The following is a 14,172-nucleotide window of genomic DNA, read 5'->3' on the forward strand; positions in this document are numbered from 1 at the left end:
GGGCCGAACAGCGCGCCGGCGGTCGCACGGATGGATTGAATCCGGGGCAGATTCGTACATCTGATCGAAGCGCTGGGGTATCGTGCTGACATGACGAGCCCGCGCCAGCAGAGCATCCTGACGGTGATCCGCGAGTCGATCGAGCAACGCGGCTATCCGCCGACGGTGCGCGAGATCGGCGCGGCGATCGGGCTCGGGTCGCCGTCATCCGTCGCCCATCACCTCAAGGCGATGGAGAAGATCGGGCTCATCCGCCGCGACGCGCACGGGCCGCGGGCGGTCGACATCCGCGGCCCCTACGACGGCGCCGCGCGCGGCACCGACCCGGGCGTGCCCGTGCCGCTGGTCGGCACGATCGCCGCCGGTGGGCCGATCCTGGCCGAGCAGGTGCCCGACGACGAGCTGACGCTGCCGACGACGCTGGTCGGGCACGGCACGCTCTTCGCCCTCAACGTCAAGGGCGACTCGATGATCGAGGCGGCGATCTGCGACGGCGACATCGTGGTCGTGCGCCAGCAGCAGGTGGCCGAGAACGGCGACATCGTCGCGGCGATGCTCGAGGGCGAGGCGACCGTGAAGGCCTACCGCAACCGCGACGGGCACGTGGAGCTGGTGCCGCGCAACCCGGCCTACCAGGTCATCCCCGGTGACGACGCCACGATCCTGGGCAAGGTCGTGGCCGTCCTGCGCCGCGTCTGACCGGCGGCGTCAACCGGGCGGCTTGATCCGGCGTCTTGTGTGCACCCACATCCCCGAGAGGGAGAGGAGCACACGCCATGCGCCGTTCACTGCTCGCCGCGGCGGTCTGCGCCGGGCTGGTGGTGGCCCTGCCGGTCGCCGCCCGGGCCGCGGACCTGCCCGCCCCGACGAGCACCTCCGCCGTCGCCGGTGACCCGTCCGGCTCCGGCCGCCCCGTGCTGACGGGCATCCGCACCGGACGGCACGACGAGTACGACCGCACCGTCTTCGACTTCACCGGCGGCACGCCCGGCTGGCGGGTCGCGTATGCCCCGCTGGTCGAGCAGGGCCGAGGGAACACCATCCCCGTCGCGGGCGCGGCGACCCTGCTCGTCGTGTTCGACGGCGCGGGCACGCCGGCGGTCGACCTCGCCAGCGTGTACGAGGTGAACCTGCCCACGCTGCGGCAGATCAGGTCCGGCGGCTACTTCGAGGGCCGCGCGAGCTTCGGCCTCGGCGTGCGCGACCGGGTCGGGTTGCGGGTGCTGGTGCTGCACGGGCCCGATCGCATCGCCGTGGACGTGGCCCACCAGCCGGCCGATCCGTTCACCGCCGATCCGTTCGCCGCCGATCCGTTCGCCGCCGAGCCGTTCGCCCGCACCGGCGACGCCTCCGGCACCGTCGTGCGGGCGGTGGGGGCGGGCGGCCACCCCGGCTACGACCGGATCGTCTTCGACGTCACCTCCTGAGCCACCACGGCCCCCGCCCGGCAGGGCGGGGGCCGGGGCGCCTCAGTTCCCCGCGGAGCAGAAGCCGGAGACCTCCGACGCCGGCAGGGCGCGGCTGTAGAGCCGGACGCTGTCGATGGCGCCGTCGAGGTACGGGTCGGCGTACTGCGAGCGCCCGAGCCAGTCTGCGTGGTGTTGCCCAGGCTCGACGGGCTCAGGGTCAGGCCGGTGTTGCGGGCGACCTCGGCGCCGTTGACGTAGAGGATGCCGAGGTTGCCGCCGCGGGTGACGGCGACGTGGGTCCACGCGCCGACCGGCAGCGCCGCGGGGGCGTCGATGCGCTGCTCGCCGCCGGAGCCGCCGGTGGTGATGGCGAAGCGGGCGGTGCCGGAGGGCCTCGATGGTCATCGGGGCGTACTGGTGGATCTGCACGCCCTCGTCGTCCTCGGTGACGAAGTAGGTGCCCAGGGACGCGACGAGCCGGGCGACGTTGTTGAGGCAGCACGACACCTCGACCCAGGGCGCGCGCTGGCCGCCGCCGAAGCGCAGCTGCTCGTGCTCGGCCGGCGGCACCTCGGCGCGGGTGCGCTGGTGCAGGGTGTGCGCGTAGAAGAAGGCGCGGCCGTCGTCGGCGACCGCGGCCGCGATGACGTTGTGCAGCACCCGGTCGATGATGTCGCCGTAGCGGGTGTCGCCGGTGGCCAGCAGGAGCCGGTGGGCGAGCATGACGGCGGCGACGCCGGCGCAGGTCTCGGAGTAGGCGCGGTCCGGCGGGAGTGCGAAGTCGTCGCCGAAGGCCTCGTCGAGGTGGCGCGAGCCCATGCCGCCGGTGATGTAGGTGCGCCGGGCGAGGGTCCGGTCGAACTGCCGGACGACGGCCGCGAGCAGCTCCTCGTCGCCGGTCTCCACCGCCACGTCGACGGCGCCGCAGGCCAGGTAGAGCGCGCGGACCGCGTGGCCGCCGAACACCTCGGCGTCGCGGATCGGGGTGTCGTCCTGGAAGTACCGCCACCCGAACTCGTGCTCGGGCAGGCTGCGGTGCCCGCGCCGGTCGATGAAGGCCGCGGCCATGTCGAGGTAGCGGCGCTCGCCGGTGAGCCGGTACAGCTCGACGAGCCCGGGCTCGACCTCCGGGTGGCCGTCGAAGCCCTCCGCCGCGAAACGTTCGCAGACGTGGTCGGCGACCCGGCGGGCGACCGGCAGCAGCCCCCGGATGGACTGACACGGTCACCACCTTTCTCAACAATTTCGAAAACCTTTTCGGGAATGGTGGCAGCGGGTTACAGCCCTGTCAACGGTCTATTTCCCGTGCTCGCATCCGTGTGACAGTTGTGACGAGGTCGACTCGTTCGCTATAGTCTTCGAAAAGTTTTCGAGAGGATGCGTCTGACGTGGGCAGAAAGCGCGCGCAGGTCACCCTGACCGACGTCGCCAAGCGGGCCGGGGTGTCGATCGCGACGGCGTCGAAGGCGCTCAACTCGCGCGGCGAGGTGGCCCCGGCGACCCGCCGGAGGGTGCAGCAGGCCGCCGAGGAGCTGTCGTTCCAGCCCAACGTGCTGGCGCGCGGCCTGATCTCGGGCAACACCCGCACCATCGGGCTGCTCACCGACGAGCTGTCCGCGGCCCGCTTCGCCATCCCGGTGCTGCTCGGCGCCGAGAACGCGCTGGGCAACGAGCAGATGAGCGTGCTGCTGTGCGACGCCCGCGGCGACGCGATCCGCCGCCGGCACTACATCCGCACGCTGCTGGCCCGGCAGGTGGACGGCTTCATCATCCTCGGCGACGCCAACGACCTGCGCCCGTCGCTGACCCGCGACATCCCGGTGCCGGTCGTGTACGCGTACTGCGAGTCCGACGACCCCGACGACATCTCGGTCATCGCCGACGACGCCGGCGGCGCCCGCCTGGCCGCCGAGCACCTCGTGGCGCTGGGCCGCCGGCGGATCGCCCACATCACCGGCGACCCCGGCTACCGGGCCGCCCGCGACCGGGCCGCCGCGTTCGCCGAGGTCCTGGACGCGGCCGGGCTCGCCCCGGCCGGGGAGCCGCTGTTCGGGCAGTGGTCACAGCGCTGGGGCCGCCACGCGGGCGCCCGGCTGCTGGCCGCCCACCCGGACGTCGACGCGATCTTCTGCGGCAACGACCAGATCGCCTCGGGCGTCGCCGAGGCGCTGCGCGAGCTGGGGCGCTCGGTCCCCGACGACGTGGCCCTCGTCGGCTACGACAACTGGGAGGTCTTCGCGACCGAGTGCCGCCCGCCGCTGACCACGGTGGACCTGAACCTGGAGCAGCTGGGGGCGCAGGCGGTGCAGCACCTGTTCGCGGTGCTCGACGGCGAGCGGCACTCGGGTGTCGTACGCCAGCCGGGCCGTCTCGTGGTCCGCGAGTCCACGGGCGTGGCGCCGGCCCGCTGAAAACTTTTCGGTCGTCTCACGGTCTCGAGTCGAGGTAGGCGAGCACGGCCAGGACCCGGCGATGGGTGTCCGGGGACTGGTCGAGCCCGAGCTTCGCGAAGATCTGCGTCGTGTACTTGCTCACCGAGCCCTCGCTCAGGAAGAGCCGCCGCCCGATGACCGCGTTGGACAGCCCCTGCGCCATGAGCGCGAGGACGTCCAGCTCCCGCTCCGTCAGGCCGGCCGGAGCGCGGCCGGGCGCGAGCAGGTGCGCGATGACGTCGGGGTCGACGGCCGTGCCGCCCGCGGCCACGCGCCGCAGCGCGTCCACGAACTCGTCGGTGTCGCTGACGCGGTCCTTGAGCAGGTAGCCGACGCCACCGCCGCCGGCGAGCAGCTCGCGCGCGTACAGCTGCTGCACGTACTGCGACAGGATCAGCACCGGCAGCCCGGGCGCCTCGCGGCGGGCGGCGAGCGCGGCCCGCAGCCCCTCGTCGGTGTTGGTCGGGGGCAGCCGCACGTCGACGACGGCGACGTCGGGCCGGTGCTCCAGCAGGGCCGCGAGCAGATCCGGGCCGTTGTCGACGGCGGCGACGACCTCGAAGCCGTAGGCGGTCAGCATCCGCTCGATGCCGGTCCTCAGCAGGAAGAGATCCTCGGCGAGGACAACGCGCACGGCACCTCCAGGGTCGCGATCGTGGGACCGCCGGGCGGACTGTCGACGGTGAGCGTACCGTCGAACGGCCGCAGCCGCCGCCGCACGCCCTCCAGCCCCGTGCCGCCCGCCGGGTCCGCGCCGCCGATCCCGTCGTCGGACACGGCGAGCCGCAGCATCCCTCCACTGTGGACCACGGACAGCGCCGCGCCGCCGGCCCGCGCGTGCTTGGCCACGTTGGTGAGCAGCTCCGCGGCGGCGAAGTACACCGCGGACTCCAGCGGCGGGGCCGGCCGTCCCGGCAGGTCCGCGGTCACCGTCACCGCGAGCGGGTGCTCCAGGGCCAGCAGCCGCAGGGCGTCGACCAGGCCCCGCTCGGTCAGCACCGGCGGGCGGATCCCGTGCACGAGGTCACGCAGCTGCCGTACCGCCTCCGCCGCCGTCTCCCGCGCCTCGCGCACGAGCTCGTCGGCCCCGTCGGGGTCCTTCCGCAGCCGCCGCCGGGCCAGGCCCAGCGTGAGCTGGATGGCCACCAGCCGCGCCTGCGCCCCGTCGTGCAGGTCCCGCTCGATGCGCTCGAGCTCGGCGGCCTGCGCGTCGAGGGCCTCGGCGCGGGTGTCGGTGAGCTGCCGCACGCGCGCGCCGAGCCGGGCGCTGCCGGCCGGGGCGAGCAGCGCCCTCGTCCACGCCGCGTGCGCCCGCAGCCCGCCCAGCAGCAGCACGGTGCCGACGACGGGGTCGGCCGCGAGCCACAGCAGGTCGCGCCACGTCGCCGGGTCGCGCCCGACCCAGTTGAACCACAGGCTGACGGCGGCCATGGCGCGGCGGCGATGGTAGTCGTAGCCGGTCCAGTACCAGCCCTGCTCGGTCCGCTCGAGCGCGGGCCGCGGCGGGTAGGGCCGCTCGATGCCGACCCCGACCCATCGCCGGTGCGCCTCCCGGCTGAGCTCGGCGAGGCGGCGCGACCCGGCGACGAGCACGACGATCGCCGGGAACGACAGCGCGGCGGACACGTGCGTGAACGCGAGCGCCGGCACGGCGAGCAGCGCCACCGCGGGCAGCTTGAGGCCCAGCAGAGCGAGCCACACCACGCCGCGCCGCACGCCCCCGCCTCCGCTCGCCGCCGACCGGACGGCCGACCTCCGTCACCACCGTACGGCGCCCCAAGTCCGCCCTGCGGGCCGCCGATCAGCCGAACCGATTCCGGAACGGTTCGACCTACGATCCTCGATGTGGAGGTGATCACTGAATCCCGACACAGCCACCACGCTGCGTCATATCGGACGCTTTCCGTCGCCGGCTGGGCCCTGCCAGTGGCCACGCACGCCGCGCCCGGCGTACTCGGCTGTGAACATACCGGACCGGATGACGGAGCGAACGGTGATCGGATACCTCGGGGCGGCTGTCGTCGCGGTGTGCCTCAGTGAGCTGATGTTCGAGCCGCAGGACACGGCCTACTGGCGGCTCTGGCTCGGCCGGCTCCGCTACTACGCCCGCAGGCTGACGCTCAGCGCCGTGCCGGTGCTGGCCGGGCTGCTTGCCGCGTGGCCGGTCGTGTCCGGCACGACGGCGGTGGAGCAGGTCGGCCGGGGCATGCTGGCCGGCGTGGCCGCCGCCGCGCTCCTGCGGGCCCGGGTCGGCCGCACGCACCTGCGCCCCGGCCCGCTGCGCGAACGCGACTCCGTCGACGGCTCGGCCCGCATCGACTCGGCGCTGTCATGGGTCTACGAGCGGATGTGCCGGCGCATGGACGCGGAGGCCGCTCGCCGCATTCACGGGGAGCTGAAGCGGCTCAAGCAGGACCCGTCCGGGCACGCGGCGCTGCTGGCCAGCGCCGAGGAGCTCGCCGTGGTCCTCGGCCGGGAGTCGCGCAACGGCTCACGCAAGGCCCTCAAGGACTCCGCGCTGGTCTGCCTGACCGACCTGCGCCGGGGCATGGACGTCGTCGCCGACGAGCTGGCGACACCCCAGCAGCGGCAGGTCGCGGCCTACGAGGTCGCGGAGATCCTCACGGTGGAGTTCGAACGTCGGCGGTGGGACCGGCACACCAGTATTGATCAAGGGAAGGGGTCCAAGTGACCGCGGCCGACAGGAAGACCACCTTCACCGAACAGTGCGTGACGCTGGTGCGGCTGATTCTCGAGCAGGACCGGCATCCGCTCGACGCCGAGCAGGAGGAGCGGTACGCGGTCGCCCTGCGGTCCGTCACCGACGGCCTGCCCCGGCTCATCCGCCGGGACGACCGTCCCGGCCTGGAGCCGGAGGACATCGCCCAGCAGGCGCTGCTGAAGTTCATCAACGCGATCCGCTCCGGCCGGGTCGACCCGGACCGGTCGCCGTCCGGCTACCTGCTCAAGATCGCCACGACGGTCGCCAGCGACCTGAGACGCCCCGGGCTGCCCCCGTCACCGATCCCCGACGCCGATCTCGACCGGGTCTGGTCGGGCGCCGGCGACGACGAGGCCGATCGCCTGATCGAGCAGCTCGCCTCCGAGAGCCAGGTGCGCTCGGCGCTCGCGCTGGCGGTGCGACGCGGGGACCTGTCCGTCGTGAACGTCGTGCACGAGTGGCTGAACCAGGCGCGCCGCAACGACGCCGACGCCACCCAGCGCGCCGTCGCGGAGGCGGTCGGGATGAGCAAGAGCGCGGTGGGCAAGTGCCTGGCCCGGTTCGAGCAGTACCTCGTCGAGGTCGCGTGAGCCGGCGATGAACATGTTTTTCCGGGGACTGGCGGTGGCCACGGAGGTCCACGCATGCGTACTAGGGGAAGAGAGGCGCGGCCCAACTCAGCGCCGCGTACCGACCGCAACGACAAGGTGTCGCACATGACTGGTCGCGATCACTTCGGTGAGTCGGCGTCGAGCATGCCGGAGGAGAACGCCGCCGTCCTGGCCGCGCTTCCCGGTTCGTTGGCCCAGTTCCTGGCCCGGCTGGCGCTGCTGTCGCCGGCCGGGCAGGGCATCGCCCTGGCGGGTGTCGGCCCCGGCTCGCGGCTGCTGCTGGAGGCGCTCAAGGTGCTCGAGCACAACCGGCCCGCGCTGACCGAGCTGGGGTTGCAGATCGTCGAACGACTCGCCGAGCACGAGGCCGCCGAGGACGTGCCGCTCGCGAGCATCATCCAGTTCCGGCCGCGGGCCCGGCCCGCCGAGCGCATCGTCACCGTCGCCTACGACGACGACACGCGAGCGCTCGTCGCGTCGGTCGCCACCCAGCAGCAGCACATCGCCCGCTACAACCTGCTGCGGGACGCCGCCCCGGCCGCACGCATCGAGGTCGCCCGGGCCCGCGGCCGGCTCCGGCTGTGGCAGCTGCCCGGGGTCGGCTCCGCCACCGTCGTGTTCCAGCCGACGATGGAGCCGCTGCCGATGCTGGGCGAGCCCGAGCTGGCGGTGCCCAACCCCGACGGACTGCCACCGTCGGCCCTGCTCCGTGACGTGCTCTGGCTGGTCGACGACACCGACGCCGGCGCCGGCGAGCACACCGGCCCGCGGGAGGGCCAGGATCATGACTAGGGCTGCGCTGCGACCGGCCTGCCCTTCGGCGCTGCGCCTGCAGGCCGCGCTGCTCGACCTCGACCAGCGCGTGCGGCACGCCGCGCCCGACGCCCAGCCCGCCGCCCTCGCCGAGAAGGTCCGCACCTGCCTCGACGCGGTCTACAACGAGCTGCAGACCGCGCTGCTCGACGAGGACCCGGCCGCCCCGAACCGGCTGCCGGCGTGGCTGCGGCCCGGCAATCCCGACGCCGGCCTGGGGCTGCTGCGCGGTTCGCTCGGCCGCGCCGCCGAGCCGTGGCCGGCGTTCGCGCAGCACCTCGGCAAGCTCGGCGGGGTGACACGGCTGGCCAACATCGAGGAGGACTGGCCGGTCGACGAGCCCGTGCCACCCGCCTCGGACGCCTCGGACGCCTCGGACGCCTCGGCGGGCACGGAGCCGGCCGGCGGGCAGCGCACCATGATCCGGATACCGATCCCGGTCGTGGTCGGGCGTTCGGCGGACGGGCTGATCGTCGAGCTGATCCTCGCCGCCGGCACCGATGCCCGGCCCGACGAGGGGGACCTTCCGGAGCTGACCCGGCCGTTCCTCGACGCGGTCCAGGCCGGCCTGCGCGCCGGCCTGGACCTGGCGGCCTACCTGGGCTGCCCCCCGGAGTCGATCGAACCCTGGGAGTCGATGACGCCGGTCGCCGTGTTCGGCGTGCCCAAGGGCTACCGGCTGGAGGACCGCTCGGCCGCCGCGCCGACGGCGGTCGCGATCGTCGGCGCGCTGCTCGATCTGCCCGCCACCAGCACCGTCGTCACCGGCGACGTCGTCGACGGCCGGATCGAGCCGATCGAGGACAGCCAGTGGCACGCCAAGCAGGAGGCGGTGCGGCGCGGCGGGCGGACGCTGGCCGCCTACACCGCCGCGACCCCGCTGGAGGAGGCGTGCGCGCGGCTCTGGCCGCGACTGTGGGACCGCGTCGTGCGGCGGACCGCACTGGCCGGGCTGGAGGCGCAGGGCCACGAACTGTCGGCGGTCACCGACATCGGCACGAACATCTCCCAGGACGGGACCCCCTTCACGCTGGTGGAGCGGACCCGGACCACGACGGAGGCGCAGCGGCGCCTCGACGTCGGAGAGCGCGTCCTCGTCATCGGCGGACCCACCTCGTCCGGGCGCACCACCGCCGCGCGGCAGGTCGCGCTGGCGTGGAGCGGGCAGCATCGCGTGCCGGTGCTGGAGCTGCAGCTCAAGGACGGCCGCCTGCCGGACGAGACGCAGCTGCGGCACCTCGTCGACCTGGCCCGCCTCGCCCACGGCCACCCCGCGGACCAGGAGATCGTCGTCATCCTCGAGGACCTGGTGCCGCACGAGGACTCCGTCGACCTCGACACGGTGCTCACCGCCGTCGCCGAGGACTCCGCGACCCTGCTGATCGCGGTCTGCGTCTACAGCGGCCGCGGCGCCGCCCGCTGGCGCACCGACCAGGTGGCGACCGCGCCGGCCGTCAGCCGCCGCGACCACGTCCGGCAGTTCGCCGAGCAGTTCGTCGAGGCCAACGCCCTGCCCAAGCCGAACCCCGGGAAGCTGGGGCTGCTGTGCCGCGCCGCCAGTGGCGACCTGTGGTATCTGACGCGCCTGCTGCTCGAGCCGGCGCCGGGCCGCACCGAGCCCGCCGCGGACCAGCGGGTGCGCGCGGCGACGTCCGCCCTCGCCGCGGACCCGGTCGACGAGGCGGCCGACATCCGGCGGGTCGTCGAGCTGCGCAACCAGTACGCGGCCAAGTGGAGCTACGGGATCTCCGCGGGCGACCTCAACGAGATCCGCATCGTCGCGGCGAGCAGCCTGCTGCGCGTCGCCGTGCCGGACTCCATGCTGCGGGGCTCGACGCGCGAGCGGCTGCCCAAGTCCGGCGCGATGCGCGACCGCAGCAACCGCTGGTACATCCCGCGCAGCTCGATGTGCCGGGCGCTGCTGACGCCGCGCAGCGGGTATCCGCTGACCGCCGAGGGCGAGGCCGTGTGGCGGCGCACGACCGAGCAGCAGGCCGAGGCGCTGCTGCCGTTCCTGCGGCAGATCCTCAAGTCCGGCGACCCGGTGGCGGTCGGCTACACCACCGCCCTGCTGACCGCCGCCGCGTCCCTGGACCAGAAGCTGCACCGCCGGCTGCTGCCGCAGATCGCCGAGTCGATGATCGACGCGCTGGGGCCGGGCTCGCCCCCGACCCTCATCGCCCGGGCCCTGCTCGGCGGCGACGAGCAGTACAGCCAGCCCTACCGGATCACCCTGTTCCGGGTCCTGCTCGAGGCGCTCAAGGCCCAGGGCTGGGAGCGGCTCAGCGCCCGGGAGGTCTCGACCTGCCTCAACGCCATCCGGTCCTGCCGCGACCTGCACACCGGCCCGGAGGTCGGCCAGCACAACCTCAACAGCCTCTACATCCACGTCCGCAACGCCATCAGCGCCGGCGTGCGCCGCGGGCTGGCCCGCAGCAGCCCCGTGCAGGGCGTCCTGGTCATCTACGAGCTGGGGCAGTTCTACGAGCAGGAGACGGCCAAGCACATCACCGAACTGGCCACGCTCGCGACCAGCCGGTGCAACCCGCGCCGGCTGGAGGACTACGCGGCGGCGATCTCGCTGGTCCAGGCGGCGGTGCGCTTCGGCCGCTACGGCGCGCTGCGCACCGAGATCACCGAGGCGTTCGCCGGCGCCGAGGGCGTGCAGCGGCTCATCACGTACGACGCCCACCGCGACGCCGGCGCGCTGCTGGCCCGGGCCGCCCTGAACATCCTCGTCAACGAGCGGGCCGAGCCCGACACCACCGCCCTGCACGAACGGGTGGCCGACGAGGTCCGCGAGGCCCTGGAGCGCTCCTGGCCGGGGCGGGTCGCCTTCGGCCTCGAGCAGCTGCGCCGGGTCGACATCGTCTCGGCCCGCCAGATCGTGCGCCGCACCGTCATGGCGCCGTGGCTGCGCTCGACGCTGGGCCGCATCGACGAGCGGACCGGCGGCTGGGGCAGCACCGCGCGCCGCCACGCCTCGCCGTGGGAGGCGGCGGAGCTGATCCGCAAGGTCACGGCGACCAACTGGCAGACCGTGGCCGAGGCGTTGTACGGGCCGGACCGCGACGGCGCCGACGCCATGGTCATCGAGGGGCTCGCCCGGCGGGTCATCGACACCGGCGACGTGAAGGGCGTCGGGCACATCCTGTCCGCCCTGGCCGCGTTCGACACCCTGTGGGGCCCGGGCGGCAGCAGCAACGCCAGCGCGCAGCTGTGCGCCCGGCTGGTCGCCTTCGTCGACCAGGCCCTCAACGGGGAGCTGCGCGGCAGCGTCGTCTACAAGACGATGGAGGCGCTGATCAACGCGGACATCTCCACCGAGCACCTGCGGTCGTTCCTCGAACGGTGCGCCGACACCGTCGTGTCCGAGGCGAGCGACCACGACAAGGACCACACGCCCCGGCTCGCGCTCCTGCTCGGCGCGCACGAGTCCGCCGGCCCGGCCTTCCTGGCGATCCTCAACGAGCGTCTCGACGAGGGGGTGCTGCTGCGGCACATCAGCCAGAGCCAGACCGCTGACGCCCGCATCGGCTACATCCGGCTCGCCGCCGCGCTGCGCCTCATGCGGCAGGGCAACTTCGTCGTCGACTTCTCCACCGAGTACCGCCGGGGCCTCACGGAGCTGATCCGCAAGGGCAACGTCCTCGACGCGCTCAAGACCATCGACGTGTACGCCGAGGTGCTCAAGGACGCCGAGGACGTCGACATCACCGCGTTCGAGCTCATCGAGCACGTCAGCACCAGCCCGCAGGTCTGGGCGGCACGGATCCAGACCCTGCACCATCCGGGCAAGATGGCGCACGCGCTCGTACTGCTGCGGCGCCTGGCCCCCCGGACGTTCACCGCCGACTGCGTGTCCCGCCTCGACGACCTGCTGCTGGGCCGCACCGGCGCCCCGGCCGCCCCGCGCGTGCCGCAGCAGCGCACCGGCGGGCCGGCTCCGGCGGCGGCCCCGGCGGCCCGGCCGAGCCCGTCCGACCTCGCCCGCAAGGCCGGCCGCGAGCGCGCGCCCCAGTTGCGCGGCATCCTGTCCGTGGTGCGGCGCGGCTTCTTCCCGCCCGCCGAGGCCATCGAGCTCATCCGGTCGATCGACGCCATCGACGACGACTGGGCGCGGGTCGTCGGCGAGGCCCTGGCCAAGGACTCCCTCTGGCCGCAGCGGGCGCGGGCGCTCATGGACAGCGACAACCCCGTGCTGATCGGGGACCTGATGCGCAAGACGGCCGAGGTGCGGGTGCTGCTGCCCGAGTCGGTGGCGAGCAAGGTCCTGCGGTCCTGGACCGCCCAGGCGGAGTACCTGCGCTCGCCGAACGCGGTGCAGAGCCTGCTGCGGGGCTTCGCCGCGTTCTTCTACCTCGAGCAGGTGGCCGAGGAGTGGGCGCAGCAGCTGCGCATCGACCGCATCGCCACCCGCATCCGCAACGGCTACGCCTCGGACCTCAAGCGCGTGCCGGTGCTGATCCACGCGCTGCACCAGTGGGGCCCGCGGCACGCCGCCGACGAGATCGCCGCCGCCGTGCCGCTGCACGCGACCCAGGTCGTCGACGCGCACTCGGCCACCTCGCTGCTCGCGGCGCTCGACCTCTGCGACCGCCGGCTCGGCTACCGCCACGCGCGGGAGGCCGCCGCCACCCTGGGCACCCTCGCCGCGCGGACCTTCGTCGTCTCGCCGGACCGGCACTGGCAGGAGTTCGGCTGGCTGGCCCGCACGATCAGGCGCCTCGGCGTCGGGCTCGACCGCGGGCTCGCCGAGCTCGCCGCGGTCGACGAGATCGCCAACGACGTGACCCGGGCCTGGGTGCACAGCAGTCTCGGCAGCAGCAAGGCCGACGAGATCTTCGCCGACGGCGGCGGCGGCGACCTCTTCGCCGGCTGGACGCCGATCGACCACGCGGCCCGGCTGACGGCCCGCTGCGCGGCCGGCACGATCGACGCCGACGACCGCGCGCGCATGGAGTCGATCCTGGGGCACCTGCCGCCGCGCTGGCAGGTGGAGCTGCTGCGCTGCGCCACGGCCGGCCCGGCGGCCGCGGCGCTGCTGCGCCCCGCCGACATCGCGTTCTACCAGGACGAGGCCACGTACGCGCTGTCGATCGGCCAGCCCTACGGCGCCGAGATCTCCCGCCTGCTGGCCCAGGTCCCGCCCGGCGTGGCCGAGCCGGTCAGCTGACCGGCCGGGCGATCCAGACGGTCCGGGCGGCGCGGACGGTCAGGTCGGCGCGGCGGCGCACCGAGCGGGGGCCGTCGCCGAGCAGCTCGTCCAGCGCCGCCACGTCGGCCGGGTCGAGCAGGTCGGCGAGGCCCTGCCGGGTCCGGCTCAGCGACGCGTGCGCGTAGCGGGCGGCCGCCTCCGGCAGCGGTGCGCTCAGCGCCACCTCGAAGCGCCGCTCGGCCTCGACCTTCAGGCCCGCCCCGGCCAGGGCCGCGGCCCAGTCGTCGCCCATGTGCGGCATGTCCTGCTCGCGCCGGCGGGCCATCGCCGCGTGGCAGCGCTCCTCCAGGCCGCCCTCCGCGCCCTCGGGCAGGAACCGCGGGAACGCGTCGAGCTCGGCCAGGGCCAGCAGCCCGTCCGGGGCGAGGGCGGCACGGATGTCGGCGAGCACGCGCGCCGGGTCGGCCATGTGGTGCATCGAGTTCGCCGCCCACACAAGATCCAGCCTGTCCAGCCCGTCCAGCCTGTCCAGCCCGTCCAGCCCGTCCGGCCCGTCCAGCCCGGCGGGCCCGGCGGGCCAGCCGGCGTCGAGGTCGGCCCGCAGCGTGCGCACCCGCTCGCCGGCGCCGCGGGCGGCGGCGTTGCCGGCGAGCCGTCGCAGCATGGCCTCGTCGGCGTCGACGGCGGTGACGGTCGCGTCGGGGAACCGGGCGAGCAGGCCCAGGGTGCCGGCGCCGGTGCCCGCCCCGATGTCGGCGATGCGCCGGACGCGGCCGGACGGGTCGTGCGCGCGGACCCAGTCGAAGATGCCGGCGTGGAAGTCGTGCAGGACCTCGGCGTCGAGCTCGAGCAGCTCGGCGAGGCCCTCGTGGTGCTCGGGCCCATGATGCCCGTGGCCGGGGCCGTGGCCGTGGCTGTGCCCGTGGCCTCGGCCGTGGGCGTGGCCGTGGGCGGATTTGGGGTGACCATGCGTGTGCATGCGGCCGACTGTAGCCGCGCCTTGCCGTTATCGCATAGCATCTTGCGT

At 74.2% G+C, this 14,172-nt stretch carries 11 protein-coding genes and 1 pseudogene; 7 read left to right on the forward strand and 5 right to left on the reverse strand.

Annotation, left to right across the window (positions count from 1 at the left end; translation table 11 throughout):
- The first annotated feature begins 90 nt into the window (after window positions 1–90).
- On the forward strand, window positions 91–699 hold the full coding sequence (lexA, locus tag ACQP1P_RS28700; RefSeq protein WP_433075167.1) for a transcriptional repressor LexA: 609 nt from the start codon (window positions 91–93) through the stop codon (window positions 697–699).
- A 77-nt stretch (window positions 700–776) separates the two neighbouring features.
- A complete protein-coding gene (locus ACQP1P_RS28705; RefSeq protein WP_433075168.1) occupies window positions 777–1,427 on the forward strand; it encodes an AMIN-like domain-containing (lipo)protein in 651 nt (216 codons plus the stop codon).
- On the opposite strand, the gene ACQP1P_RS28710 is transcribed toward ACQP1P_RS28705, so the two are convergent.
- Window positions 1,394–1,777, reverse strand: coding sequence for a LamG-like jellyroll fold domain-containing protein (locus ACQP1P_RS28710; RefSeq protein WP_433090153.1), 384 nt, complete (start codon window positions 1,775–1,777; stop codon window positions 1,394–1,396). The genes ACQP1P_RS28705 and ACQP1P_RS28710 overlap by 34 nt on opposite strands.
- A 151-nt stretch (window positions 1,778–1,928) precedes the next feature.
- Window positions 1,929–2,621 (reverse strand): annotated as a pseudogene (locus ACQP1P_RS28715) (beta-L-arabinofuranosidase domain-containing protein); the annotation flags it as partial.
- 176 nt (window positions 2,622–2,797) lie between these two features.
- Between ACQP1P_RS28715 and ACQP1P_RS28720 the strand changes: the two are divergent.
- The gene (locus tag ACQP1P_RS28720; RefSeq protein ID WP_433075171.1) at window positions 2,798–3,820 is read left to right on the forward strand and encodes a LacI family DNA-binding transcriptional regulator; all 1,023 of its coding nucleotides are present in this window, start codon (window positions 2,798–2,800) and stop codon (window positions 3,818–3,820) included.
- Between the two features lie 16 nt (window positions 3,821–3,836).
- On the opposite strand, the gene ACQP1P_RS28725 is transcribed toward ACQP1P_RS28720, so the two are convergent.
- Both ACQP1P_RS28725 and ACQP1P_RS28730 read right to left on the reverse strand, forming a co-directional pair.
- On the reverse strand, window positions 3,837–4,475 hold the full coding sequence (locus tag ACQP1P_RS28725) for a response regulator transcription factor (protein ID WP_433075173.1): 639 nt from the start codon (window positions 4,473–4,475) through the stop codon (window positions 3,837–3,839).
- Window positions 4,439–5,545: a sensor histidine kinase gene (locus tag ACQP1P_RS28730; RefSeq protein WP_433075176.1), complete on the reverse strand. Its 1,107-nt coding sequence runs from the start codon at window positions 5,543–5,545 to the stop codon at window positions 4,439–4,441. Before ACQP1P_RS28730 ends, ACQP1P_RS28725 begins: the two co-directional genes overlap by 37 nt.
- A 274-nt stretch (window positions 5,546–5,819) precedes the next feature.
- Between ACQP1P_RS28730 and ACQP1P_RS28735 the strand changes: the two genes are divergently transcribed.
- The 4 genes from ACQP1P_RS28735 to ACQP1P_RS28750 all read left to right on the forward strand — a co-directional run bounded on the left by ACQP1P_RS28735 (window position 5,820) and on the right by ACQP1P_RS28750 (window position 13,163).
- Window positions 5,820–6,533: a hypothetical protein gene (locus ACQP1P_RS28735; protein WP_433075179.1), complete on the forward strand. Its 714-nt coding sequence runs from the start codon at window positions 5,820–5,822 to the stop codon at window positions 6,531–6,533.
- Complete coding sequence (locus ACQP1P_RS28740) at window positions 6,530–7,153, forward strand: sigma factor (RefSeq protein WP_433075182.1); 624 nt, start codon at window positions 6,530–6,532, stop codon at window positions 7,151–7,153. Before ACQP1P_RS28735 ends, ACQP1P_RS28740 begins: the two co-directional genes overlap by 4 nt.
- A gap of 126 nt (window positions 7,154–7,279) precedes the next feature.
- Window positions 7,280–7,966 carry a hypothetical protein gene (locus tag ACQP1P_RS28745; RefSeq protein WP_433075184.1) on the forward strand — a complete coding sequence of 229 codons (687 nt, stop codon included), beginning with the start codon at window positions 7,280–7,282 and terminating at the stop codon, window positions 7,964–7,966.
- Window positions 7,959–13,163, forward strand: coding sequence for a hypothetical protein (locus ACQP1P_RS28750; protein WP_433075187.1), 5,205 nt, complete (start codon window positions 7,959–7,961; stop codon window positions 13,161–13,163). Before ACQP1P_RS28745 ends, ACQP1P_RS28750 begins: the two co-directional genes overlap by 8 nt.
- Here the strand turns inward: ACQP1P_RS28750 and ACQP1P_RS28755 are convergent.
- Entirely contained in the window at window positions 13,156–14,124 is a 969-nt protein-coding gene (locus tag ACQP1P_RS28755) for a class I SAM-dependent methyltransferase (RefSeq protein WP_433075190.1), read from the reverse strand. The two genes, ACQP1P_RS28750 and ACQP1P_RS28755, sit on opposite strands and share 8 nt — an antisense overlap.
- Between the last annotated feature and the right edge of the window lie 48 nt (window positions 14,125–14,172).

It is taken from the genome of Dactylosporangium sp. CA-052675 (assembly GCF_050947935.1).
Taxonomy (GTDB): Bacteria; Actinomycetota; Actinomycetes; order Mycobacteriales; family Micromonosporaceae; genus Dactylosporangium.

Coding starts and splice junctions, on each gene's coding strand:
- lexA (WP_433075167.1), top strand. CDS start 91: ATGACGAGCCCGCGCCAGCAGAGCATCCTGACGGTGATCCGCGAGTCG.
- ACQP1P_RS28705 (WP_433075168.1), top strand. CDS start 777: ATGCGCCGTTCACTGCTCGCCGCGGCGGTCTGCGCCGGGCTGGTGGTG.
- ACQP1P_RS28735 (WP_433075179.1), top strand. CDS start 5,820: ATGACGGAGCGAACGGTGATCGGATACCTCGGGGCGGCTGTCGTCGCG.
- ACQP1P_RS28745 (WP_433075184.1), top strand. CDS start 7,280: ATGACTGGTCGCGATCACTTCGGTGAGTCGGCGTCGAGCATGCCGGAG.
- ACQP1P_RS28750 (WP_433075187.1), top strand. CDS start 7,959: ATGACTAGGGCTGCGCTGCGACCGGCCTGCCCTTCGGCGCTGCGCCTG.
- ACQP1P_RS28755 (WP_433075190.1), bottom strand. CDS start 14,124: ATGCACACGCATGGTCACCCCAAATCCGCCCACGGCCACGCCCACGGC.